Below are 23,289 nucleotides of genomic sequence, written 5' to 3'. Positions count from 1 at the left end.
TAGTTTTAAAAAACGAAGTCTCCTGCAAGGGAGACTTTTTCTAAGTAAAGGGGAAAGCTCCCGGAGATAACCTTTTACAGTAAGAGGTGTAAGGATGAAAAAACAGCAATTTATAGATATGCAGGAACTCGGCATTTCAAGCATTCCCAACCTGCTGCTGACACATTACCGGCAGCTCGGGCTGAATGAAACCGAATTGATCCTGCTTTTGAAGATTAAAATGCATTTGGAAAAGGGCTCTTATTTTCCGACGCCGTTTGAACTTCAGTCAGGCATGTCCATCTCTGCTGAAGAATGTACAAGCTGCCTGAGAATGTTTATTCAAAAAGGTTTTCTGTTTATTGAAGAATGTGAAGACCATAACGGCATAAAGTTTGAAAAATATTCTCTGCAGCCGTTATGGGCGAAGCTGTATGATTACATGCAGCATTCACAAAACGAAACGCAGGAAAGAACGTCAGAAAGAGAACAAAAAAGCCTGTATACCATCTTTGAAGAAGAGTTTGGAAGACCGCTGTCGCCGCTTGAATGCGAGACGCTGGCCATATGGCAGGACCAGGATCAGCATGATGCGATTCTGATTAAACACGCCTTAAAAGAAGCCGTTTTATCGGGGAAACTCAGTTTTCGCTATATTGACCGGATTTTATTTGAATGGAAAAAGAACGGCTTCAAAACGGTTGAGCAGGCAAAGGCGCACAGCCAAAAATTCCGGCGTGTTCAAACAAAACAAAATGATCCGCAAAAAGAGTATACGAGGCAGGTGCCTTTTTACAATTGGCTGGAACAATAACATGAGAAGGGGAGAAACGTGTTAAATTTAAAGCAAATTGAATATTGTCTTGAAAAAATCGGCGATATGTTTCCGCACGCAGAATGTGAACTTGTCCATTCAAATCCTTTCGAATTGGTTGTGGCAGTCGCATTATCCGCGCAATGTACGGATGCTCTCGTCAACAGAGTGACAAAAACGCTATTTCAAAAATATAAACGGCCCGAAGATTATCTTGCCGTATCGCTGGAAGAACTCCAGCAAGATATTAAATCAATCGGCCTGTACCGTAATAAAGCCAAAAATATTCAAAAGCTGAGCAAAATGATCATCGAAGAGTACGGCGGAGAAGTGCCGAAAGACCGGGATGAGCTTGTGAATCTGCCGGGTGTCGGACGGAAAACGGCAAATGTGGTCGTGTCTGTTGCTTTCGGCGTACCTGCGATCGCAGTAGACACTCATGTGGAGCGGGTCTCTAAACGGCTCGGTATCTGCCGCTGGAAGGACTCTGTTTTGGAAGTAGAGAAAACATTAATGAAAAAAGTGCCGAAAGAGGATTGGTCTGTTACGCATCACAGATTAATATTTTTCGGCAGGTATCATTGTAAAGCGCAATCTCCCCGCTGTGCGGAATGTCCTTTGCTTCCGCTATGCAGAGAAGGGCAGAAGCGTGACAAAAAAGGGCTGGTGAAACGGTGACGGCGATTGACATTCTGGCAGGCTATGAAACATACCTGCGCAGCCTTACGGACTTGGAAAGCCTCGAGATCAAAACGGCGCTGCGCCGCCATCCGCTGTATATGGATTTCAGCGGTCAGCCAACCGTGCAGCCATGGAGGGAAAGGGGCGAATATGTCCCGTTTCTGTTTCAGATTTGGAATGAAACGAAAGAAACGCTGCTTCCCGTTTTTCAAACAAGAAAATCGAGATGTGATCAAAATGACATGCTGAAGGGAATTGCCTGTCTGATTGCCGCTTTTCACTGGACGGCAGGGGAGCGGGTTACATCACTCGACTGGACTGTGCTTGAAACAAAGCATTTTCCCGCCGAACCGATCAATTGGGCGGAGCGAATGGCGTTTATTTTAACGAAACCGACTCAATTTCACTCGTTTATTCAGCTGGATGAATTGATGACGGAGATGAAGAAACAATATCATAAATATGAAGCCATGAACAAAGGTTAAAAACCTCCTTTTCTCATAAGGAGGTTTTTTTGTATGAAAAAAATCCTTCACCTGTTTGAGGTGAAGGATTTCGTCCGCTAATGAGCGGAATTTGACTGGATGGTTGACGAATTGGACTGCCCGTTGATATTTGAAGATGAGTCTTTGTTTTTGTCCGTTTGACCGCTGTCGGGTTTATTTGAGCCGTCTGAACCGGAATCGGAATCATTATCAGAGCTGTTATCTTGCTGTCCGTTGTTATCGGTCCCGTTACCGGGCTGATTTTGATTGTTGTTATCTGTTTGATCCTTATCGGATTGATCCTGATTTTTATCCGGGTCATCAGTTGGTGTTTGATCCGATCCGTCAGACGTATCTGTTTGATTGTCATCTGTGTTTGAATCATCGGTTTGCGTCTTGTCTTTGTCTTTATCTTCATCAGACTTCTGTTCATCGTCAGTCGCTTTATCTTTATCCGCATCGTCTTCTTCATCTTTCGGGACTTTGAAAGATGCTGATGCCGTATCGCTTTTTCCGTCATCGTTTTCCGCTGTCACCTGGAAGCTGTATGTGGAGCCTGGTGTGACATCTGAGACGACGGCTTCTTTTGCTGAACTGTTTTGAATGTCACTGTAGCTTCCGCCGTCAACGGATTGTTTGACATTGAATGTTGCATCACCGTCATAATTCCAGCTTAAAGTTAATGATTTTTTATCTTTGTCGTATTTCACTTGCAATCCTGTCGGTTTATCGGCTTTTTCTTTCGTGTACGTTTTAGAAACGGCAGTTGGCTGCGTTCCTTTCACGAAGTACTCCGTCACTTTTTTATCATCCGGCGTATTCGGTCCGGCTAAAGCGGCAGGATTCGAGCCTTTCTCAACTGTTTCTTTGACGACGCTGTCAGGCTGCTTGAAGCTTCCTTTACCGTCATCAACGTATGAGATCAGCTTTTGGAAAATCCGTTTTGCGACTTGCTGGTCAGCAGAAGACAGTGATTTCTTGCCTGCTTTGTTGCCAGACTCAACTCCGGTCCAAACCGCCGCTGTATATTGAGGGGTGTATCCGACAAACCATGAGTCTGGGACTCCGCCCGGAGCAATGTTATATTTTTGAATGTCCTCTTTAGTAAAGTTGGTCGTACCCGTTTTACCGGCGACTTCCACGTTCGGCACCTGAGCCAGTTTACCTGTTCCTGATTCGACAGCTGATTTGAGCATATCGGTAATCATAAACGCTGTGTAGTCGCTCATAGCACTTTTCGGTTTCGGTGTTAAATCAAGCTTAGTGCCGTCATTAAATTCAATCGATGTGACCGCGTGCGGTTCGTTGTACGTTCCGTTATTTCCGAACGCACTGTAGGCGCCTGCCATGGTCATAGTAGATACACCGCGGTTACCCTCACCAAATCCCCCGATAGAGTAGGGTTCATATACTTGATCTTTGTTTAATCCCAATCCTAAGTCGTTTGCGAAGTCGACGGCATTATCTTTTCCTGCTGCTTGGTATGCTTTTAAAGCAGGAATATTACGTGAGTCTGCGAGGGCCTCTCGCATAGATATCTGACCTCTGTATTTATTGTCCCAATCATGAATCGGTGTGCCGTCAGAGTACGTATAAGCCGAATCATCAATCTGCTCATACGTCGACCATTTTTTATTTTCAATGACCGGCCCGTAATCAAGAATTGGTTTTATCGTTGAACCAGGCTGGGTTTTACCTTGTGTTGCATAATTGAATCCCCCGGTAGTTCTGTTCCGTCCTGCTCCGATAGCGCGGATTTCTCCGTTTGTCGTATCAAGGAGAGTGACGCCGCCCTGCATGCCTTCCGAAAAGCCGGCTGTATCTCCGTTCATCAATTGATCAAGATAATCTTGTGCTTTCGTATCAAGAGTCGTGTAAATTTTCAATCCGTCAGTTGAAATATCGACGTCTTTCTTTTCTTTTGTCTCAATTTCTTTCATAACTTCTTCAACAAAAGCGCTGTATTTATTTGTGTCCTTTTTATCGTATTCCTTTTGGCTGACGACGCCTTCATCTTTCATGGACACTTTCTTTGCTTTTTGGTAGTCAGAATTTGAAATGAATCCTTGTTTTTCCATTAAGCTGAGAACAATGTTTCGGCGTTTTTCGGAAGCCTTCGGATTTTTAACCGGGTTATATCCGGTCGGGCTTTGCGGCATTCCGGCAAGCGTCGCCGCCTGTTCAACCGTAAGCTTGCTCAAATCTTTTACGCCGAAGAATTCTTCAGCCGCTTTACCGACGCCATAGGCACGCGGTGAGAAATAAATTCTGTTTAAATACATTTCTAAGATTTCATCTTTAGAATAATGGCGCTCCAGCTGCAGTGAAAGCCACACTTCCTGTGCTTTCCGTTTAATCGTTTTCTGATGGGTCAAAAGCGAGTTTTTCACAACCTGCTGGGTGATTGTGCTTCCTCCCTCTGAACCGAATCCATCCGTAAAGTTGGCGACCAAGGCGCCTCCGATCCGGATCGGGTCTATACCGTGGTGCTTATAAAAACGGGCGTCTTCAGTTGCGATAAATGCTTCTTTCACAACATCGGGTATATCCTTAATCGGGACGTAGGTTCGTTTTTCACCGCCCACTTCCGCGATTTCTTTGCCGTTTTTATCGTAAATCGTTGAAGAGTAAGGCGTTTTCAGCTTGGCTTCGTCCAAAGACGGCGCGCCGGAAACCAAAACGGCAAATGCCGCCGCTCCGCCGACTATGCCAAGGACAAACAGAATAACCAAGGACAGCACAATCTTTTTGAATAAACCGCCTTTACGCTGTTTCTTGCCTTTTTTCGGTGAAGAGGGCTTAGTGCTTTTCGTCTGCCTTGCCTTACGGCGTTCTTCACGGCTCGTAAATTGATCTGACATAACATCTCAACCTTTCGTTTATCAACCTTTCGCTCAGTCTACTGTTCCTGCGAAAAATAAAGCTGTTCAATAATACTAATATAATCAATTCTCGGTGAGTATCCAAGGGAAATCGGAAAGGAAGCATCTTCTAATTCGTCTTTGCGAATTGATTTTCTGCCATTGTTCTCCTTTCTCTCCCAAAAGACAAACAGCTTGTCGGCTTCGAGGAAATAAACCTTTCCGAAAGCGGATATAATAACAAAACAAATGCCGTCTTGTCTGACCACCTGCTTCATATGCTCAATTTGATGATCATGAAAATTCTGCAGGGGAAATGCCGTTTTGTTTTTTGTTTCTTTTGCCTCAAAATCAATGTAGCGCCCTTTATAAATGCCGTTGTAGTCAGTTGTGGAAGACTGTTTAAAATAAGCTTCCTTAATGACTGCGGCGCTTCTTTTCGGATAGTGGACGTTTACAATCTGGACGGGTGTCGGCTTTTTGTGAATGACAGCAATTTGGTTAGCCAGATAATACTTATTCGTTTCATTCAGGTCGTCTTCGAGGGTCATGCCGCGATTACTGTATGAATGAGACCGTTTCTGGCTGTTTTGGGATGAAACCGTTTTGTTCGGCTGAAAAGTTTTTCCATTCGGGTACCGAATCACTTTTTCCATCCTCCTTATCAAACTAATAGTGACGGAAGTGAATGAACGTGCATAAACGACAGACCGTAACCGCCATTCTTCGCCTGATCGAAAAAGAGACGAAAATAAAAAATGCCGATAATATTTCCCGGACGAATGCCTATAAAGCATATTATGACCGCCATCCTGAGATCAAGTGGCCGCTTTTGGCATCGTTTGTGTCCCGCAATGCGGGCTGGTCGATGACTGATTTAAGAGGCGTCCTTTATCAGGAGGGCCTTGACAGCAGTCAGAAAAACTGGTTTTTCCTTTCGTATGAAAGGGCGAATTGGCTGATTTTTTCTGATGCCTATCCTCAGCTTCTGGTCTACCAGTGGTCAAAACAAATCGGCGAACCTCTTTTCCGTCATCTTCCTTATTTCCGCGTCTCGGCTTTTATGCAGGAAGAATGGTTCCGCTTTTGGCGTGACGGAGATACGGAACGGCTCATGTATGCTCTTATTATAAATGAACAAAACACTATCCAAGCACCTATTATACAAAATCCTTCGTTTAAAAAGAATGTTTTTGGCACGATTCCTTTTTATTTAAGTGATTGGTTTCACTTTAATACGGTGATATTCCCTTCATTTGACGGACATTTATACGGAATTTCCGTCAAACGGTTTTCAAAAACCGAAGAGAGAATTACGCTCGGAAAACAGCTGGCCCGCCTACTGTTCAGCCCTGATCTTCACGCTTCTTTTTACCGTTTTCTTGATACCGTTCCTCATACCGGTTCACGCTTTGATATGGAGAAAATGATCGGCATCAAAAAAAGAACATCACCGATGCTGAGGACAACCTATCCCATTGTTGCCCATCCATTAGACGGCGAAAGGGCGGATTGGTTTCAAAAAAGGTTAAGAAAAGGGGCTTTCTTACAGGAGAAAATGCCGAAACAGCTTGAACTGACGGACTGGTACTTCCAGAAAAGACGGGAGCTCCATGCGCTCTTCGCGGTTAAAGAGTGGCTGAAGAAATGAAAAAGCCCGAAACCACCGTTCGCTGGGGTTTCGGGCTGCTGATGTGTTACGTGGAAGGGCGGTTTGGGCCGCCTAATTTTTTATCAAGCGTATCAGTCGTTTTTGCTTCGGTTTTTTGCTGTTTACCTGCATTTTTCGGTCTCGTTTTCATACGGCACCTCCTCAACTGTATCGTTTGCATTAACGTGCCGGTTCATACAAAGTTTGCGGCACTTTTTTGTCGAAAGGCACGCCTTTTAGGATAATCTCTGTTTGTTTGCCGAACTGCTTCTAGTTTTGTCATGTGCAGAGGAGAGCGGTATGAAAACGAGAATTATATTCTAAAGAGACGCAAGTGATAAAAGGGAGGAACATGAATGTCTGTTTACACGAGCAAGGCTGATATTCTCCGTCTGCTTTCTGATATTGAAATCCGGATTTCTGCTGCTGAAAAGACGCTTACCCAAGCAGTCAGATCCTGTCAGGCGGAAGCTGAAGAAATCAGACAGGAGAAACTTTCCCGCCTTGAGGAAGAGGCGCGGGAGCTTCATGTTTGTATTGATGACCTGTTTTTGACTGACCGGCGCAAAAAGGATTTGCCGAGAGCCTGCCGGATCAGCTGATTTTATGCAAAAACTTTGGTACCATATGTACTGAGGTGAGTCCGTTTGCAGACACAGTCGTTATTGGAGCTGACAGAACAAATGATAGAGGCGGTTCTGGAAGCCGAAAAAAGGTATCAGGATGGAAAAGAGTCAGGCCGTTCATATGATTTTTTTGAGATTATTAAACCCGATGTTGAAAAAAGAGACCGGCTTTGCGCGCTTTGGACAGAAGCAGCGCTTGCGTTTATTCAGGAAAACCGTCCGAAATACGTTCATCACGCACAAATTCAGGCCGTTACAGAAAATTTCGGAGAGCTGATGCTCCAATCATATGTTCATCATATTCATAAAAAAAGATACAGGGATTTAACTGAATCTGTTTTATATACGCTTCGTATATTAAGGGATGAAATTGAAAAAGAAGGCAGCTGAAAACGGCTGCCTTCTTTTATATAAAGGGGTCGGGTATGTTATTCATACGCCGGGTTTTCTGCTCCACTTGCTTCGAGAACCTTCATACTGTTTCGAAATTCGGTTGCGGTGAGATGGCCTTGAATATAGAGGAATTTTGCAAAGTCCATCAGTTTATCTGCACAATCTGTTTCATATTTTTTCACTTCAGCAAAACGCTTTCTTAAGTATGATACGTTCATAATGGTGCATCCCCTCTCATGTATGTTGAGATTATGGTAACATAACGATTCGACTTTTTTCTGTTTTTAAAAAATTAAGACTTTCGACAGCATTTGACAAAAATCAGAATCACCGAAAGCACATAACCACGGCGGAATTCATACATATATAGCAGAAACTTAGTGAGAGACAAGGGGGAATGTCATATGCAATGGAGAGCAGAGCCATATCAAAATATGTACCAGCAGCCGGCGGGATATTTCTACCCGCAGCAGATACAGCCATTACAGCAGCCGTATCCGCAGCAGATACAGCCATTGCAGCAGCCGCCATATCATCAGCAAGGGCAGTACCCGCAGCAATTTTATCCGAATCAGGAATACGGTCATGTGCAGCAGCCGTTTGCTCCCTCTCCTCCTCAGGCAGCCATGCCCGGGGGGCAGCCGGGGTTTGTGAATCCTTACCCCGTTCCCAGACCGAATCAGCAGCAGTCTTCCCAATTCTCAGGCATACTCTCCCAGTTTAAAAAAACGAACGGACAGTTTGACTTTAATAAAATGATAGATACAACGGGGCAGATGGTAAGCGCCGTAAATCAGGTCGGATCGCTGGTGAAAGGCTTCACCAGTATCTTCAAATAAAAAGCATGAATGATATCCATCATTCATGCTTATTTTTTAGGGAAAAAGAGGGTAAGCGTCTGTTCATTCCAGGATGTTTCCATATCTTCTTCACTCACCTTATACGGGAGGACAACGGTTCTTGTCATGCTTGAAGACACATGGGATGAATGAGCCTGTTTATGATCGTAGCGGATTGTAACGTGAAGGTAGCACCCCTTCGTTTCCACCAGCATATCACCGTCACGGAACGTCTCGGGAACGCCGATATCAACCGCGAGGCCCGTCGGCTCTTCTCTGACGTCAATCGTCACTTGCGCTTCAGTAAAAGCCGAATTGACAAGGTGCTGAAAACCCTGCATCAATTCTGCGAAGGGACCTGAGTGAAAAAATTGGTCCATCGCATGGCTGATGATGTCCTCATTTCTTTGCGGATCAAGTTTATCGTTTTGTGATTGATCCATATGACCACCGCCTTTTTACAAACAGACTATGCGATGTTATGCCGTATGGTTAAGAATTGAAGGAAAAAAGAAAGTATGGTTAAATAGTGGAGAATAAACTGGTAACGGATTCACATTTAGGAAGGGGAGCACAACACATTGCTGAAAAAATTATTCGGATTGGGAGACAGCCGGAAAAAGCCGGCCGAGGAAGTGATCTTTTCTCCGGCTGACGGAGCGGTGATGGATTTGGCTTCAGTGCCGGATCCCGTATTTTCACAAAAAATGATGGGGGACGGGATCGCCGTCGAGCCTGCAAACGGAGACATTGTTTCACCGGTTGAGGGAGAAGTGATTCAGCTGTTCCATACAAAACATGCTGTCGGCATCCGCACCCTTTCCGGAGCGGAACTTTTGATACATGTCGGTTTGGATACCGTCAATATGAACGGTGAAGGCTTTGAAGCGCATGTAAAAGAAGGAGACAAAGTGAAAACAGGCGATCTGCTTTTAACATGCCGGCTGGATTTAATAAAAGAAAAAGCAAGCAGCACCGTCATCCCTATGGTGATTATGAATGGCGATGCCGCAGAACCTTTGCAATTTGCAGGCGCAAATGAAGCGAAAAAAGGACAAACAGAGCTTTTTACGATAAAAATGAAGTAGGCAGGGGCTGATTCCCTGCTTTTTTTCTTGTGCAGGATTTTCATCTAGCCAGGCAAACAAATATTCGGTAAACTGTACCTCATAAAGAGGTGTGAACGATGAAGAAAAAATCATTGAGCGAACTGATTCAGGAATTAAAAAATCATGAAAATATTGTGCATTGGCATGAAGAGGAACCGCGGGAGGCGAAAACCATGCCGATGCCGGAGCAAGTAGATCGGAAAATTCGGGCGGCTCTCGAAAAGAGGGGGATCGAGCGGCTCTTTACACATCAATACTCCGCTTTTCAGACGGTTCAAAACGGAGAAAGCATTGTGGCTGTCACACCGACGGCCTCCGGAAAAACACTGTGCTATAATCTTCCGGTTCTTCAGTCTATCGCGGAAGATGCCTCAAGCCGCGCGCTTTATTTATTTCCGACAAAGGCGCTCGCGCAGGATCAAAAAAGCGAGCTGAACGAAATCATAGACGAGACGGGCATGGACATTAAAAGCTTTACCTATGACGGAGATACGTCTCCGGCCATCAGGCAGAAAGTCAGAAAGGCCGGGCATATTGTGATCACAAACCCTGATATGCTTCATTCAGCCATTCTTCCCCACCATACAAAATGGGTGAGTCTGTTTGAAAACCTGAAATATATTGTCATTGATGAATTACATACGTACCGCGGCGTATTCGGCAGCCATGTGGCGAACGTCATCCGCCGTTTAATGAGAATCTGCGCTTTTTACGGAAGCACGCCGTCATTTATCTGTACATCCGCCACAATCGCCAATCCGAGGGAATTGGCGGAGCAGCTGACGGGAAAATCAGTGCGCCTGATTGACGATAACGGCGCCCCGGCCGGAAGAAAGCACTTTGCTTTTTACAATCCTCCGATTGTAAATAAACCGCTGCATATTCGAAAAAGCGCCACCGTGGAAGTGAACGAACTTGCCAAAACTTTTTTAAAAAATAAGATCCAGACGATTGTTTTTGCCAGAAGCCGTGTCCGGGTTGAAATTATTTTAAGCCACATTCAGGAGATCGTAAAAAAAGAAATCGGGTCGAAGTCTGTCAGAGGCTATCGCGGCGGATATCTTCCGAAAGAAAGAAGAGAAATAGAGCGGGGGTTAAGAGACGGAAGCATTCTCGGCGTTGTCAGCACAAACGCGCTGGAGCTCGGCGTTGATATCGGCCAGCTTCAGGTCTGCGTGATGACGGGGTACCCGGGCAGTGTCGCGAGCGCATGGCAGCAGGCGGGCCGGGCCGGGCGGCGGCAGGGAGAGGCGCTTATCGTGATGGTGGCAAACTCTGATCCGATTGACCAATATATTGTGCGCCATCCTGATTATTTCTTTAAACGCTCGCCTGAATCTGCAAGGATTAATCCCGATAATCTCATTATACTGGTCGATCACCTGAAATGCGCCGCGTATGAGCTGCCTTTCAGAGCCGATGAAACATTCGGAGAAAATGATGCAAGAGATATTCTCGAGTATTTAGAAGAAGAAGGGGTGCTTCACGAAAACCGCGAACGCTATCACTGGGCGAGCGAATCTTTTCCCGCCTCCAACATCAGTCTCCGTTCGGCGTCACAGGAAAACGTGGTCATCGTTGACCGGTCAGAGACGGCTGATGTAAAAATCATCGGAGAAATGGACCGCTTCAGCGCGATGACGCTTCTTCATGATGAAGCGATTTATCTTCATGAAGGGGTGCAGTACCAGGTTGAAAAGCTTGATTGGGATCATAAAAAAGCGTACGTGCGAAAGGTCGATGTCGAATATTATACAGATGCCAATTTAGCGGTGCAGCTGAAAGTGCTGGACATTGACAGAACGGACAGCAGAAAGAAAACAGCCTTACATTTCGGCGATGTAACCGTGAACGCACTTCCGACAATATTTAAAAAAATTAAAATGACGACATTTGAAAATATAGGATCAGGGCCGATTCATCTTCCAGAAGAAGAACTGCATACCAGTGCTGCCTGGCTTGAATTGAAAGAGACGGATTCGGAGATCGGCGAAAAAACGCTTGAACAGCTGCTTTTAGGCATTGCCCACGTCCTGCAGCATATCGTGCCTGTATACGTCATGTGCGACCGAAATGACGTGCATGTCGTGCCGCAAATCAAAGCCGCACATACCGGACTTCCGACAATCTTTCTGTATGATCATTATCCGGGCGGAATCGGACTTGCTGATGAAGTATATAAGCGATTTGATGAAATCAATGAAGGGGCTGAGCGCCTGATCAGACAATGTCCATGTCAAGACGGATGTCCTTCCTGCATCGGCTCCGAAATAGAAGGAATAGATGCAAAGAAAGCGATACTCCGGCTCTTGAATTACGTGTAAAAGAAAAGGGGGACGAAAGATGTCCTTGAAAAATAAATTAAAGCGGATGAAAAACCACCTGAATGTGCCGGAAGCTGAAAAAAAGCCGGCATCTTCACAACTTTCGGTCCCGGATATTCAAGTCCCATTTAGAGAAGAATGGGAGGCATTCGGAGTGAAGCCTTTCTTTTTTGAGGATGAATACTGTCTTATCCGCGAAACCGTCTATCCGCTTTCGCACCGCCACGGACGGTACAGCTTCAGTGAACTTGATGACGTCATGGCATTATGGAATAAAGGCGGATTGACACATACTTTATCAGCAGAAGGATACGAAAAAAGCCAGCTGTTCTTCTTTGATACTGAAACGACCGGCCTCGGCGGCGGGGCCGGCAATATGATCTTTTTGCTCGGTCATGCAAGAGTGTATGAAGACCGTGTCGCGGTTAAACAGCATCTGCTTCCTAAACCGGGAAACGAGACGGCTCTTTACAAAAGCTTTTTAAGTGAGGTTGACATTACGTCTCTTGTTACGTATAACGGAAAAGCCTTTGACTGGCCGCAGGTAAAAACTAGGCATACATTGCTGCGGGACAGGCTTCCGAAGCTTCCTGACTTCGGTCACTTTGATCTTCTGCACGGGGCGAGACGGCTTTGGAAACATAAATTAGAGCGTGTATCGCTTTCGGCGGTTGAAAATGAAGAGCTTGCTTTTAAAAGGGACGAAGACACCCCTGGTTATTTGGCGCCGATGCTGTATTTTCAATTTTTAAAGGCGGAGGATCCGGCTCTTTTAAAGGGAGTGCTCTCGCATAATGAACAAGATGTGCTTTCCCTCATCGCTCTTTACATCCATATGTCAAAAAAGATTTTTGCATCTTCTGATCAGACGTCAGAACGTCAGGAAGCATACGCCATGGCGAAATGGTTTATCGCTCATAAAGAAACCGATCGGGCTGTTTCACAGCTGGAAGCGCTGCAAGGCAAAGCCTTTGAAGATTCGGATCGGGCCCTTTTTGACTTAGCAATGCTTTATAAAAAACAAAACCGCAGGCAAGACGCCGTGCCCCTTTGGGAGAAACTGACGGGCTCTGCTCTTCACATATGCAGACACCAATCAGCGGTAGAGCTGGCGATCTATTTTGAGCATCACGCAAAAGATTACAAAAAAGCTCTGCAGGTCGCGCAGCAGGCGGCAGAAGACGGGGAAATATCGGAAAAAGAAGCCGAGAAGCTCCATGTGAGAATTGCCCGGCTCAAGAGGAAATATTCCTCTTGAAATATTGCCCGGGAAAGCGCAAAAGCCGAGCTGTTTCGCCAAAAATATTTTTTTCTGAATCCGCATCGATTTTGTTGTAGAATGGTGCCGCATCTTGTAAAATAGCGTTAGTTATTTATAGGGGAGAGTTGGTATGTATAAAGGTGTTTTTTACTTGTTCTTTGTCGTGGTTTTTTTGATTGCGTTTGTATTTTCGAATTTTAAAGACAGTTTGCTGACGCACTTTTAAATTGGGTGATTGAATTAGAACATGCACCCTCTTTTCTTCATAACCTAACAGTGTAATAAAAGTTAATGGAGAGGGGATTTAGCATGTTTCATCATCATTGTTGCAGACCAAACGTGATGCCGCCGATTGTCCATCCGACTCATTGCTGTGAACACCATTGTTTTTCTAACACAGTTGTGCCGCATATTCATCCGCAACATACAACTAACGTAAATCACCACAACTTTGAGCACGTTCATTACTATCCGCACACTTTTTCAAATGTTGACCCGACAACTCACCAGCATTTTCAGTGCGGAAGCCCTTGCTGCGATCATTAGTATTGAACGCTTAAGCAAGATCGGTTAGGATATCAGCAAATCAAAATGGGGCCCGATGGGGAGCCCCATTTTTTAAGCAGGTGATCAATTGAAAGTATTAGCCGTAACAGGATACAAGCCGTTTGAACTCGGGATTTTTAAACAGGATGACCGGGCCCTTGTTTATATAAAAAAGGCGATAGAAACCAGACTCAGAAGCTTTATTGACGAAGGCTTGGAATGGATTCTCATATCCGGACAGCTGGGGACTGAGCTTTGGGCGGCAGAAACGGCGTACGATCTCAGAGAAGAGTATCCGGAATTAAAGGTTGCCGTTATCACGCCTTTCTACGGCCAAGAAGAAAAGTGGAAGGAACCGAATAAAGAAATGTATGAAGCGGTGCTTGCTCAGGCAGATTATGAGGAGAGCCTGACGCATCGGCCGTACGAAAGTCCGCTCCAATTCCGGCAGAAAAACGCGTTCTTTATTGAAAAGTCAGATGCGCTTTTGCTTTTATATGATCCTGAAATGGAAGGATCGCCGAAATATATGCTGCAGCAGGCAGAAAAACGCCGTGAAACAGACGGATATCCGATTTATTCGATCACGATGGATGATCTCCGTGCCGCCGTTGAAGAAGAAGATTTCTTTACATAACACGTCAGAGAATATTTGACAACGGGACGTGTTTCTGAATAAAATATAACATGATGATTCACGATATGAGGTGAAAAAGATGCTTGCTGATAAAGTAAAGCTTTCTGCGAAAGACATTTTGGAAAAAGAATTTAAAACAGGCGTTAGAGGTTACAGACAAGAAGACGTTGACAAATTTTTAGATATGATTATTAAGGATTATGAAACCTTTCATCAAGAAATTGAAGAACTGCAGCAAGAAAATCTGCAGCTGAAAAAACAGCTTGAAGAAGCAAGCAAAAAACAGCCGGTGCAGTCCAATACGACCAACTTTGACATTCTGAAAAGGCTGTCCAACCTTGAGAAACATGTATTCGGAAGCAAACTTTATGACGAATAGGGCAGATGCACTTGTCAAATGAGACAAGTTGCTTTATAATGAACAAGTGTTCTTAACGTTCGGGTAATCGCTGCAGATCTTTGAATCTGTAGAGGAAAGTCCATGCTCGCACGGTGCTGAGATGCCCGTAGTGTTCGTGCCTAGCGAAGAAATAAGCTAGGGCAGCCTTGATAGGCTGACGGCAGGAAAAAAGCCTACGTCTCCGGATATGGCTGAGTATCCTTGAAAGTGCCACAGTGACGAAGTCTCATCAGAAATGGTGAGAGTGGAACGCGGTAAACCCCTCGAGCGAGAAACCCAAATTTTGGTAGGGGAACCTTCTTGAAGGAATTGAACAGATAGAAGGACAGAATGCTTTCTGTAGATAGATGATTGCCGCCTGAGTACGAGGTGATGAGCCGATTGCAGTACGACGGAACAAAACATGGCTTACAGAACGTTAAACATTATTGATATGACAAATTAGAGCTCTCCTTTAAAGGGGAGCTTTTATCTTGAATGAAACGAAAGCTTAAAAGAGACAGGGTGATACGATGAAGAAGTACACACTAATAGCGACAGCGCCGATGGGAATTGAAGCGATCGTCGCCAAAGAAGTGCGTGATTTAGGTTATGAATGCAAAGTAGACAACGGAAAAGTCATTTTTGAAGGAGATGCGCTTGCGATCTGCCGCGCTAACTTATGGCTGCGGACGGCTGACCGCATCAAAGTACAGGTCGCCGAGTTTCAGGCGAAAACGTTTGATGAGCTGTTTGAAAAAACAAAAGCGATTGACTGGCGCGCGTACATTCCGGAAAACGCAAAGTTCCCCGTTATCGGAAAGTCCGTGAAATCAGTGCTTGCCAGTGTGCCTGACTGCCAGCGGATCGTCAAAAAGGCGATAGCGGAAAAGCTGAAACTGCAATCAGGAAAACAAAATGAATGGATTGAAGAAACGGGCCCCGAGTATAAGGTGGAGATTTCCCTTTTAAAAGATAAAGCCGTACTTACACTGGATTCATCAGGAACAGGCCTTCACAAACGGGGATACAGGGTTGATCAGGGAGGAGCTCCGATTAAAGAGACGCTCGCTGCCGCGTTAATTCAGTTAACCAACTGGACGCCTGACCGTCCGTTCGTCGATCCGTTCTGCGGTTCCGGCACGATCGCCATTGAAGCCGCTTTAATCGGACAAAACATTGCTCCCGGTTTTAACCGTGATTTTGTTTCAGAAGACTGGGAATGGATCGGAAAAGAACTGTGGGACAAGGCGCGTCTTGAAGTGGAAGAAAAGGCGAACTATGATCAGCCGTTGCAGATCTTTGCCAGTGACGTAGATCACCGGATGGTAAACATCGCCAAAGAAAACGCAGAAGAAGCGGGACTTGGTGACCTGATCGAATGCAAGCAAATGCGGGTGCAGGATTTTACGACGAAGCTCGAATACGGCGTAATCGTCGGAAACCCTCCGTACGGCGAACGGCTCGGCGAAAAAAGGGAAGTCGAGCAGATGTATAAAGAAATGGGCCGGGCATTTGAATCTCTTGATACATGGTCTGTCTACATGTTAACGTCAAATGAACAATTTGAAGAGGTCTACGGAAGAAAAGCAACCAAAAAACGGAAGCTCTTTAACGGTTTTATCAAAACGGATTATTATCAGTATTGGGCTAAAGTGCGGCCGCAGCGGAAAAAGCCGCAACAAAGAGAAGACGCCTGAAACAGCGTCTTCTCCGGCATCTTTACGTTTTATTCTGCCATTACCAGCGGTGCGCTTTTGCGTTGCTCCGTAAAATAATGTTGGTCTGGGACATTTCGGTGTGGCCGTTCACTTGCGATTTAGAGCGTTTCGGCCGCGTCCAATTGTGATGAAACAATTCAGAATGCTGATCTAATCGATCTTTATAACTCATGTAACCATCACTCCCGGATAGAATAATTTTGTGAAGATGGATATTCGATCGAATATCTGTTGTAGTTTGTGCAGGTCAGGTGCGGATCATTCAGAATGGCATGTATAGAAAGTGAAGCATCGGCATAGAATGATGATTATTTCTATTTGAGAGGTGATCTATTTTATGCTGAACAGCGAGCACTTCAGTAAAATACAAAAGGCGTTAGACGCAACTGCTTTCCGGCTGGAGGAAGCCGGAGCGGAGTTCGGTCCTTCCGCCATGACACACGCACAGGAAGAACTTGAAAATGCGGTAAAACATACACATTCAACAGACCATCCGTTCCTATGTACACATATCATTAACCGGAAATGATAATGGCAAAAACTTGGCGAGGCCAAGTTTTTTTGTTGTATTGAAAAGGGTTAAATGATATTATAGATGGTCTGAATGCCGAATAGTTAGGGGTTGGAGTTGGGTGACAACATCACGTTTGCCTTTTGCTTTAACAAAAGAAAAGAATTTTTACGAAGAATTGAACAATTGGATTGGTGACGTGTTTTACGATATCCTTCCCGAGAAAGGCTTTGACCTTCGGGATGAGCAGGTATTTATGGCGTTTCAGCTTGAACGGGCATTTAAAGAGAAAAAAGTCATGTTCGCTGAGGCAGGAGTCGGTACGGGGAAAACGCTGGTGTATCTGCTGTTTGCCATCAGCTATGCCAGATATACGGGTAAACCGGCCATTATCGCATGCGCCGATGAAACGTTAATTGAACAGCTTGTCAAAAAAGAAGGCGACATTTCCAAGCTGACAGAACATTTGGATCTGCAGATTGATACACGGCTGTCCAAATCCCATGAGCAGTATCTGTGTCTGAAAAAGCTTGAGAAAACGATGCAGCGTTCTGATGATGAAAAGTGGCTGGATCTTTATGAGTCGCTGCCTTCATTCGTACACGAATCACAAGCGATGCAGCGCTTTTATCCGTACGGCGACCGCAAACAGTACGCTGATTTGACGAATGAAGAGTGGGCAGGCGTCAGCTATGATTCCTTCCAAGATTGTTTAACTTGTGATATGAGACATAGATGCGGTTTAACACTTTCGAGAGATCATTACAGAAAATCAACGGATCTGATTGTTTGCTCCCATGATTTCTACATGGAGCATGTATGGACGGAAGAATCACGCAAAAGGGAAGGACAGCTGCCGCTTTTGCCGGATCACAGCGCCGTCGTGTTTGATGAAGGACATCTGCTGGAATTCGCCGCGCAAAAAGCGTTAACGTATCGCGTGAAGCAGTCGACGCTTGAGCTGTTTTTAGAGCGTCTGCTTCAAAATGACATCAGAGAGGAATTCGCCGAACTGATTGAAGATGCCCTTGCCGCAAACGATGAGTTTTTCTATGTGCTGTCAGAGGAATCGAAGGAAATCGCCGGCTCTCACCGATTGGACATCCAAAACGACCAGCGTGTTAAGCGTGCGGCTGACGAACTGTGCCGTCTGCTCGATAAAATCGGCGAGGCGCTCGTATTTGAATCGGAAATGTATACGATCGATAAGTACGAGCTGTCAGTCGTAGAAGAATACGTCGAACAAATGGCATATTCGCTGTCGCTGTATCAAAAGGATGCCATCAGCTGGCTTGAAACGCGGGATACAGACTCAACGTTTGTCGTTATGCCGAGAACAGTAGCCGAAGTTTTGGGAGAAAAGGTCTTTTCTAAAAAGATCCCTTATATTTTCTCATCGGCCACTCTTTCTGAGGGCGGTTCATTTGATTATATCGCTGACAGCCTTGGAATCCGTGATCCTTTATCATTCACCGTTGAATCTCCGTACGATTACGAGGAGCAAATGTCTGTTGCGCTTCACGGTGATATGACGTCTGAGCAGAAAACAGCCGAAACGATTGAAACCATTAAGAAGAATGAAGGACGCACCCTCGTTCTTTTCCCTTCCTTTGAAGACATGAAGGAATTTAAAGAACAGGCTGCCGCGTGGGAGCTGCCGTATCCGATATACTACGAAGGTGATGAAGAGATCAGCAGTCTGGTCGAAAAATTCCAGCGGGATGAAGAATCCGTGCTTTGTTCCGTCCACTTATGGGAAGGTCTTGACATTCCCGGTGACTCGCTCCGGAATGTGACCATTTGGGCATTGCCGTATCCGCCTCATGATCCCGTGTTTACCGCAAAGCGGAACGGAGCGAAAAAAGATCCGTTTGAGGAAGTTGATCTTCCGTACATGCTCTTGAGAGTCCGGCAGGGAATCGGCCGCCTCATCCGTTCTAATCAGGACAGCGGAACCATATCCATTTATGCGGGCGGAGAAAGTGAACGGGTCTTGGCCGAAGTCAAAAAGATCTTGCCTGTTACACCGAAAATCGTATAAAAACAAAAGCTGCAGGATTCTTATCCTGCGGCTTTTTTAAATCCGGGAAGTTGACTTTATCACGGCATTCCATTAGCCTGTAATTGATAGTGAAAAGGGAGGGGAACGGATATGGATTTACATACATATGAAAAAGAGTTTTTTGATCTGTTAAAAAGAGTATCCCACTATGTCGAAGCCATTGCACTTATGCATTGGGACTTAAGAACGGGAGCCCCAAAAAAAGGCTCTGATGACCGGGCGGAAAGCATCGGACAGCTGTCGGCTGACGTTTTTCAAATCCAGACATCCGACCGGATGAAAGAGCTGATCGACATCCTTCTCGCGCATGCAGAAGAGCTCTCTGAAGATACAGTGAAAGCGGCGGAACTTGCGAAAAAAGATTATGATCATAATAAAAAAATTCCTGAAGATGAGTATAAAGAATATGTCATTTTAACATCGAAAGCTGAAACGGCTTGGGAGGATGCAAAGGCTGCCTCTGATTTTTCTATGTTTGCTCCGTACCTTGAGAAGCTGATTGATTTTAATAAGCGGTTTATTTCGTATTGGGGCTATGAAGATCATCCATACAACGCATTGCTCGATATTTTCGAACCGGGTGTTACGGTAAAGGTGCTGGATCAGCTGTTTTCTGAATTGAAGGAAGCGATTATTCCGCTTATCAAAAAAGTGACGGAATCCGGCAATAAACCGGACACTTCCTTTATAACGAAAACGTTTTCGAAAGAACAACAAAGAGACCTCTCCTTGTATTTCTTAAAAGAGTTCGGGTATGATTTTGACGGCGGCCGCCTGGACGAGACGGTGCATCCGTTTGCGACGACAATCAACCGGGGCGATGTGCGGGTGACGACCAGATATGACGAAAACGATTTCCGCACGGCGATTTTCGGAACGATTCATGAATGCGGGCATGCGATCTACGAGCAGAATATTGACGAAGCGTTGAGCGGAACGAACTTATCTGACGGTGCATCCATGGGAATTCATGAATCCCAATCGTTATTTTATGAAAACTTTATCGCCAGAAATCAACATTTCTGGACCGCCTATTATGAAAAAATGGTTGAGGCTTCGCCTGATCAATTTCAAGATGTGAAAAGAGAAGATTTTGTACGCGCTGTCAACGAGGCGAAACCGACATTTATCCGAATTGAAGCCGATGAGCTGACATATCCCCTTCATATTATTATCCGTTATGAAATTGAAAAAGCGATTTTCAGCAATGAAGTGACAGTGGAAGAACTGCCTGCATTGTGGAATCAAAAATATCATGATTATTTAGGCATTACGCCGCCATCTGACGCAAAAGGCATTTTGCAGGACGTACATTGGGCGGGCGGCGATTTCGGCTATTTCCCTTCCTATGCGCTCGGATATATGTATGCGGCACAGCTGAAGCATACCATGCTTGACGATCTGCCTGAATTTGACCAATTAATAGAACGGGGCGATTTTGAGCCGATCAAACAATGGCTGACAGAAAAGGTTCATCAGCACGGAAGACGCAAAATGCCGCTTGACATCATAAAAGATGCAACGGGAGAAGAGCTGAACGTTCAATATCTCATTGAGTATCTCGTCGGCAAATATTCAAATTTATATTTATAAACGAAACGCCCGGCATACACCGGGTGTTTTTCTAAAAATTCTAAAAACACGAATAATCGAAAATCAATTCTTTGTAAAAGTTCGGAAATATTCAAATTTCACTATGCAAAAGAAGTGTATCTTGTTATAATTTGATTAATATCATACGAACACTCATATAATCGCGTGGATATGGCACGCAAGTTTCTACCGGTCACCGTAAATGTCCGACTATGAGTGAGCAATGGAACGGCTTTATTCGGCCGTTGCGTGTAGATCATTCGGCATTGCTTGCTCTTTTTTTGGAGAGCGGGCAATGCTTTTTTTATTTTTTATAAGCGGGGGTAATCATTGTGGAAGCATTAAAACGAAAAATAGCAGAAGACGGAATTGTTCTTTCTGATCAAGTGCTGAAAGTGGATTCTTTTTTAAACCATCAAATTGATCCAGTTCTCATGCAGCAGATCGGCCGGGAATTTGCGCGCCGTTTTGAAAAAGACGAGATAACCAAAATCGTCACAATTGAATCTTCGGGCATTGCCCCTGCGGTGATGGCCGGCCTTGAACTCGGCGTTCCTGTCATCTTTGCGAGAAAAAGGAAGTCTCTCACATTAACGGATGATCTGCTGACGGCATCCGTCTATTCTTTTACGAAAAAAACAGAAAGTCAGATTGCTGTCTCCGGAAATCATCTGTCGAAAGATGACCGCGTGTTAATCATTGACGACTTTTTAGCGAACGGACAGGCGGCAGAAGGACTTTTATCCATCGTAAAACAAGCAGGCGCAGCGGTTTGCGGGATCGGAATCGTCATTGAAAAGTCATTTCAGCCGGGAAGAGATGAGCTGGTGAAAAAAGGATGCCGGGTCGAATCACTGGCGAGAATCCAATCGCTTGAAGACGGAAAAGTGACATTTGTACAGGAGGTCCGTTCATGAAAAACGGCTATGCCAAAACACTTTCACTCGGTATCCAGCACGTGCTTGCCATGTATGCCGGCGCCGTCGTCGTTCCCTTAATTGTAGGAGCGGCATTGGGACTGAACGCAGAACAGCTGACATATCTCGTATCAATTGACATTTTTATGTGCGGGGCGGCTACGCTGCTTCAAGTATGGAGGAATAAATGTTTCGGCATCGGCTTGCCCGTTGTGCTCGGCTGTACGTTCACCGCGGTAGCGCCGATTATTTCCATCGGTAAGGAGTACGGGATTTCAGCCATTTACGGGAGCATTTTGGCATCGGGTCTGCTTGTCATTCTGCTGTCGTTTTTCTTCGGCAAGCTCGTATCCTTTTTCCCGCCTGTCGTAACCGGATCTGTCGTGACGATTATCGGGATGACCTTAATGCCGGTCGCGATGAATCATATTGCCGGCGGGGAAGGCAGCAAGGATTTCGGTGATCCGGCTAACCTTGCCCTCGGATTTACGGTGCTCGTCATCATCGTGCTGCTTTATCGGTTTACAAAAGGATTTTTGAAATCCATTTCGATTTTAATCGGCATTGTCATCGGGACGGCCATCGCATATTTTATGGGAAAAGTGCAATTTGACAATGTGGCGAATGCTGACGCAATTCAAATGATTAAACCGTTTTACTTCGGGATGCCGACATTTCATGCGGCACCGATTATTACGATGTCCATCGTTGCCATTGTCAGCCTTGTTGAGTCAACCGGCGTCTATTTCGCTCTCGGTGACCTGACAAACCGGCGCCTGTCTGAACGTGATTTAGCAAAAGGCTACCGCGCGGAAGGCCTGGCGGTATTCATCAGCGGCATTTTTAATGCTTTTCCGTACACGGCTTATTCCCAAAACGTCGGCCTCGTGCAGCTGACAGGAATTAAGAAAAACGCGGTTATCGGTGTCACGGGCGCACTTTTAATGCTCTTCGGCCTTTTTCCGAAAATCGCAGCCTTCACGACCATCATCCCGTCTTCGGTACTGGGAGGCGCGATGGTGGCCATGTTCGGCATGGTCATTTCCTACGGCATTAAAATGCTCAGTCAAATTGACTTTAAAAAGCAGGAAAACCTTCTGATCGTCGCGTGTTCGGTCGGATTGGGACTCGGTGTAACCGTCGTTCCCGATATGTTTAAGCACCTGCCGTCTTACTTAAATCTGCTGACCACAAACGGAATCGTCGCCGGAAGCTTTACCGCCGTCCTTTTGAACATTATTTATAATATGATTCCTAAAACGAAAAAAACCCTTGATGTGACAAGGGTTCAAGAGGGTTAGTCATCCGTTTTCTTTAAAATAACATCTTATTTTATCCAGATCGAGGATGCTTCCGAAAGTTGCTGAACTTTTTGCGAGGCATTCTCTTTTTTTATTAGTTTCATTGTTTGAAAAGAAACAAATTGAGTGATGAGGCATCCGCCTTATTTCGCCGAAAAACCGTCCCGGACTATATGTACGTGAACGAGTATCTTGTGCACGAATTCTTACAAAAGAGAGTAAAAGAAGGGAAAGCCCCTTCTTTTAATTAATCCATCCTTCAAAAGTTGCGCGATAGAACCCTTCGATTATCTCTACTTTCTTAAGGTAATATGTAACACCATTCTTAACAGTTGTATTTGGGATATCCCATCTATGAAGGTAATCCATTGTAAAAGAATCTCTGGTCGCTTGTGTCGAAATTTTTGTTTGAGTTGAGTCGCTATTTGTATGACCAGGGCTAGATGCAAAAGCAGGGGCAGCGGAAACGAGTAAAGCGAGAGACAAGGCAGAACCAGTTAAAACTTTTTTTAATTTCATTTTGAACACTCCTTTGTTTTTTAATACATTTGTATTATTACATACAATATAAAAATAACCAAGGGTTTTTTTGTTAATAT

Annotated in this window: 26 protein-coding genes, 1 other RNA gene, 1 pseudogene and 1 riboswitch; of the genes and pseudogenes, 21 read left to right on the top strand and 7 right to left on the bottom strand. The window is 45.0% G+C overall.

Features of this window, described 5'->3' with window-relative positions; translation table 11 throughout:
• Positions 1 to 94: 94 nt before the first annotated feature.
• Genes dnaD through V7728_RS13610 form a run of 3 tightly spaced genes read left to right on the top strand, consistent with a single transcriptional unit; the run spans position 95 to position 1,959 of the window.
• Complete coding sequence (gene dnaD, locus V7728_RS13620) at positions 95 to 793, top strand: DNA replication protein DnaD (RefSeq protein WP_003153516.1); 699 nt, start codon at positions 95 to 97, stop codon at positions 791 to 793.
• 18 nt (positions 794 to 811) lie between these two features.
• Positions 812 to 1,471, top strand: a complete 660-nt coding sequence (gene nth, locus V7728_RS13615) for an endonuclease III (protein WP_007612187.1) — start codon at positions 812 to 814, stop codon at positions 1,469 to 1,471.
• Complete coding sequence (locus tag V7728_RS13610; protein WP_064107563.1) at positions 1,468 to 1,959, top strand: YpoC family protein; 492 nt, start codon at positions 1,468 to 1,470, stop codon at positions 1,957 to 1,959. Before nth ends, V7728_RS13610 begins: the two co-directional genes overlap by 4 nt.
• A gap of 77 nt (positions 1,960 to 2,036) precedes the next feature.
• Here V7728_RS13610 and V7728_RS13605 read toward each other — a convergent pair whose 3' ends face one another.
• Entirely contained in the window at positions 2,037 to 4,820 is a 2,784-nt protein-coding gene (locus V7728_RS13605; RefSeq protein ID WP_015240084.1) for a PBP1A family penicillin-binding protein, read from the bottom strand.
• 38 nt (positions 4,821 to 4,858) lie between these two features.
• Positions 4,859 to 5,467, bottom strand: coding sequence for a Holliday junction resolvase RecU (gene recU, locus V7728_RS13600; protein WP_012117837.1), 609 nt, complete (start codon positions 5,465 to 5,467; stop codon positions 4,859 to 4,861).
• 41 nt (positions 5,468 to 5,508) lie between these two features.
• On the opposite strand from recU, the gene V7728_RS13595 reads away from it, so the two are divergent.
• The gene (locus tag V7728_RS13595) at positions 5,509 to 6,471 is read left to right on the top strand and encodes a DUF2515 domain-containing protein (protein ID WP_014305287.1); all 963 of its coding nucleotides are present in this window, start codon (positions 5,509 to 5,511) and stop codon (positions 6,469 to 6,471) included.
• Positions 6,472 to 6,517: 46 nt separating this feature from the next.
• Here V7728_RS13595 and sspM read toward each other — a convergent pair whose 3' ends face one another.
• Complete coding sequence (sspM, locus tag V7728_RS13590; RefSeq protein WP_003153525.1) at positions 6,518 to 6,622, bottom strand: acid-soluble spore protein SspM; 105 nt, start codon at positions 6,620 to 6,622, stop codon at positions 6,518 to 6,520.
• Positions 6,623 to 6,827: 205 nt separating this feature from the next.
• Here sspM and V7728_RS13585 point away from each other — a divergent pair, with 205 nt between their 5' ends.
• Positions 6,828 to 7,073 carry a DUF5446 family protein gene (locus tag V7728_RS13585; protein ID WP_039063257.1) on the top strand — a complete coding sequence of 82 codons (246 nt, stop codon included), beginning with the start codon at positions 6,828 to 6,830 and terminating at the stop codon, positions 7,071 to 7,073.
• A 45-nt stretch (positions 7,074 to 7,118) separates the two neighbouring features.
• Positions 7,119 to 7,487, top strand: a complete 369-nt coding sequence (locus V7728_RS13580; protein ID WP_007409492.1) for a YppE family protein — start codon at positions 7,119 to 7,121, stop codon at positions 7,485 to 7,487.
• A 38-nt stretch (positions 7,488 to 7,525) separates the two neighbouring features.
• Here the strand turns inward: V7728_RS13580 and V7728_RS13575 are convergent, their stop codons facing one another.
• Positions 7,526 to 7,708: a YppF family protein gene (locus tag V7728_RS13575; protein ID WP_003153532.1), complete on the bottom strand. Its 183-nt coding sequence runs from the start codon at positions 7,706 to 7,708 to the stop codon at positions 7,526 to 7,528.
• 186 nt (positions 7,709 to 7,894) lie between these two features.
• Between V7728_RS13575 and V7728_RS13570 the strand changes: the two genes are divergently transcribed.
• The gene (locus V7728_RS13570; RefSeq protein ID WP_025284916.1) at positions 7,895 to 8,329 is read left to right on the top strand and encodes a YppG family protein; all 435 of its coding nucleotides are present in this window, start codon (positions 7,895 to 7,897) and stop codon (positions 8,327 to 8,329) included.
• Positions 8,330 to 8,358: 29 nt separating this feature from the next.
• On the opposite strand, the gene V7728_RS13565 is transcribed toward V7728_RS13570, so the two are convergent.
• Entirely contained in the window at positions 8,359 to 8,772 is a 414-nt protein-coding gene (locus V7728_RS13565) for an Hsp20/alpha crystallin family protein (RefSeq protein WP_007612169.1), read from the bottom strand.
• A 138-nt stretch (positions 8,773 to 8,910) separates the two neighbouring features.
• On the opposite strand from V7728_RS13565, the gene V7728_RS13560 reads away from it, so the two are divergent.
• From V7728_RS13560 to V7728_RS13520, 9 genes and pseudogenes are all read left to right on the top strand, one after another.
• Positions 8,911 to 9,417 (top strand): PTS sugar transporter subunit IIA, encoded by a 507-nt coding sequence (locus V7728_RS13560; protein WP_012117833.1) that lies wholly within the window; start codon positions 8,911 to 8,913, stop codon positions 9,415 to 9,417.
• Between the two features lie 98 nt (positions 9,418 to 9,515).
• Positions 9,516 to 11,762: a DEAD/DEAH box helicase gene (locus tag V7728_RS13555; RefSeq protein ID WP_043021751.1), complete on the top strand. Its 2,247-nt coding sequence runs from the start codon at positions 9,516 to 9,518 to the stop codon at positions 11,760 to 11,762.
• A 19-nt stretch (positions 11,763 to 11,781) separates the two neighbouring features.
• Positions 11,782 to 13,020, top strand: coding sequence for a ribonuclease H-like domain-containing protein (locus tag V7728_RS13550; protein WP_059368445.1), 1,239 nt, complete (start codon positions 11,782 to 11,784; stop codon positions 13,018 to 13,020).
• Positions 13,021 to 13,141: 121 nt separating this feature from the next.
• A pseudogene (locus V7728_RS13545) lies at positions 13,142 to 13,249 on the top strand (hypothetical protein); the annotation flags it as partial.
• Positions 13,250 to 13,332: 83 nt separating this feature from the next.
• A complete protein-coding gene (gene cotD / locus V7728_RS13540) occupies positions 13,333 to 13,569 on the top strand; it encodes a spore coat protein CotD (RefSeq protein ID WP_003153539.1) in 237 nt (78 codons plus the stop codon).
• Positions 13,570 to 13,657: 88 nt separating this feature from the next.
• A complete protein-coding gene (locus V7728_RS13535) occupies positions 13,658 to 14,206 on the top strand; it encodes a DUF1273 domain-containing protein (protein WP_007409499.1) in 549 nt (182 codons plus the stop codon).
• Positions 14,207 to 14,285: 79 nt separating this feature from the next.
• Entirely contained in the window at positions 14,286 to 14,585 is a 300-nt protein-coding gene (gene gpsB, locus V7728_RS13530; protein ID WP_003153541.1) for a cell division regulator GpsB, read from the top strand.
• A 55-nt stretch (positions 14,586 to 14,640) separates the two neighbouring features.
• Positions 14,641 to 15,022: RNase P RNA component class B (gene rnpB / locus V7728_RS13525), an RNA gene on the top strand.
• A gap of 96 nt (positions 15,023 to 15,118) precedes the next feature.
• Positions 15,119 to 16,285, top strand: a complete 1,167-nt coding sequence (locus tag V7728_RS13520; RefSeq protein WP_015417697.1) for a THUMP domain-containing class I SAM-dependent RNA methyltransferase — start codon at positions 15,119 to 15,121, stop codon at positions 16,283 to 16,285.
• A gap of 40 nt (positions 16,286 to 16,325) precedes the next feature.
• Here the strand turns inward: V7728_RS13520 and V7728_RS13515 are convergent, their stop codons facing one another.
• Positions 16,326 to 16,478, bottom strand: a complete 153-nt coding sequence (locus V7728_RS13515) for a YpzG family protein (protein WP_003153548.1) — start codon at positions 16,476 to 16,478, stop codon at positions 16,326 to 16,328.
• Positions 16,479 to 16,643: 165 nt separating this feature from the next.
• Here V7728_RS13515 and V7728_RS13510 point away from each other — a divergent pair, with 165 nt between their 5' ends.
• The 5 genes from V7728_RS13510 (at position 16,644) to pbuX (ending at position 22,690) form a co-directional block, all read left to right on the top strand.
• Positions 16,644 to 16,835: a hypothetical protein gene (locus V7728_RS13510; protein WP_003153550.1), complete on the top strand. Its 192-nt coding sequence runs from the start codon at positions 16,644 to 16,646 to the stop codon at positions 16,833 to 16,835.
• Positions 16,836 to 16,938: 103 nt separating this feature from the next.
• Entirely contained in the window at positions 16,939 to 18,858 is a 1,920-nt protein-coding gene (locus V7728_RS13505) for an ATP-dependent DNA helicase (RefSeq protein ID WP_012117827.1), read from the top strand.
• 111 nt (positions 18,859 to 18,969) lie between these two features.
• A complete protein-coding gene (locus V7728_RS13500; protein WP_052827583.1) occupies positions 18,970 to 20,472 on the top strand; it encodes a carboxypeptidase M32 in 1,503 nt (500 codons plus the stop codon).
• A 133-nt stretch (positions 20,473 to 20,605) separates the two neighbouring features.
• Positions 20,606 to 20,705: riboswitch (purine riboswitch) on the top strand.
• A 99-nt stretch (positions 20,706 to 20,804) separates the two neighbouring features.
• Positions 20,805 to 21,389, top strand: a complete 585-nt coding sequence (xpt, locus tag V7728_RS13495; RefSeq protein WP_015240076.1) for a xanthine phosphoribosyltransferase — start codon at positions 20,805 to 20,807, stop codon at positions 21,387 to 21,389.
• Entirely contained in the window at positions 21,386 to 22,690 is a 1,305-nt protein-coding gene (gene pbuX, locus V7728_RS13490; RefSeq protein WP_077392177.1) for a xanthine permease PbuX, read from the top strand. Before xpt ends, pbuX begins: the two co-directional genes overlap by 4 nt.
• A 243-nt stretch (positions 22,691 to 22,933) precedes the next feature.
• Here the strand turns inward: pbuX and V7728_RS13485 are convergent, their stop codons facing one another.
• On the bottom strand, positions 22,934 to 23,209 hold the full coding sequence (locus V7728_RS13485) for a hypothetical protein (protein WP_099566867.1): 276 nt from the start codon (positions 23,207 to 23,209) through the stop codon (positions 22,934 to 22,936).
• Positions 23,210 to 23,289: the final 80 nt, after the last annotated feature.

Source organism: Bacillus sp. JHAA, assembly GCF_036961585.1.
In the GTDB taxonomy this organism is placed as follows: Bacteria; Bacillota; Bacilli; order Bacillales; family Bacillaceae; genus Bacillus; species Bacillus velezensis.
This window is presented reverse-complemented; position numbering and strand designations above follow the sequence as displayed.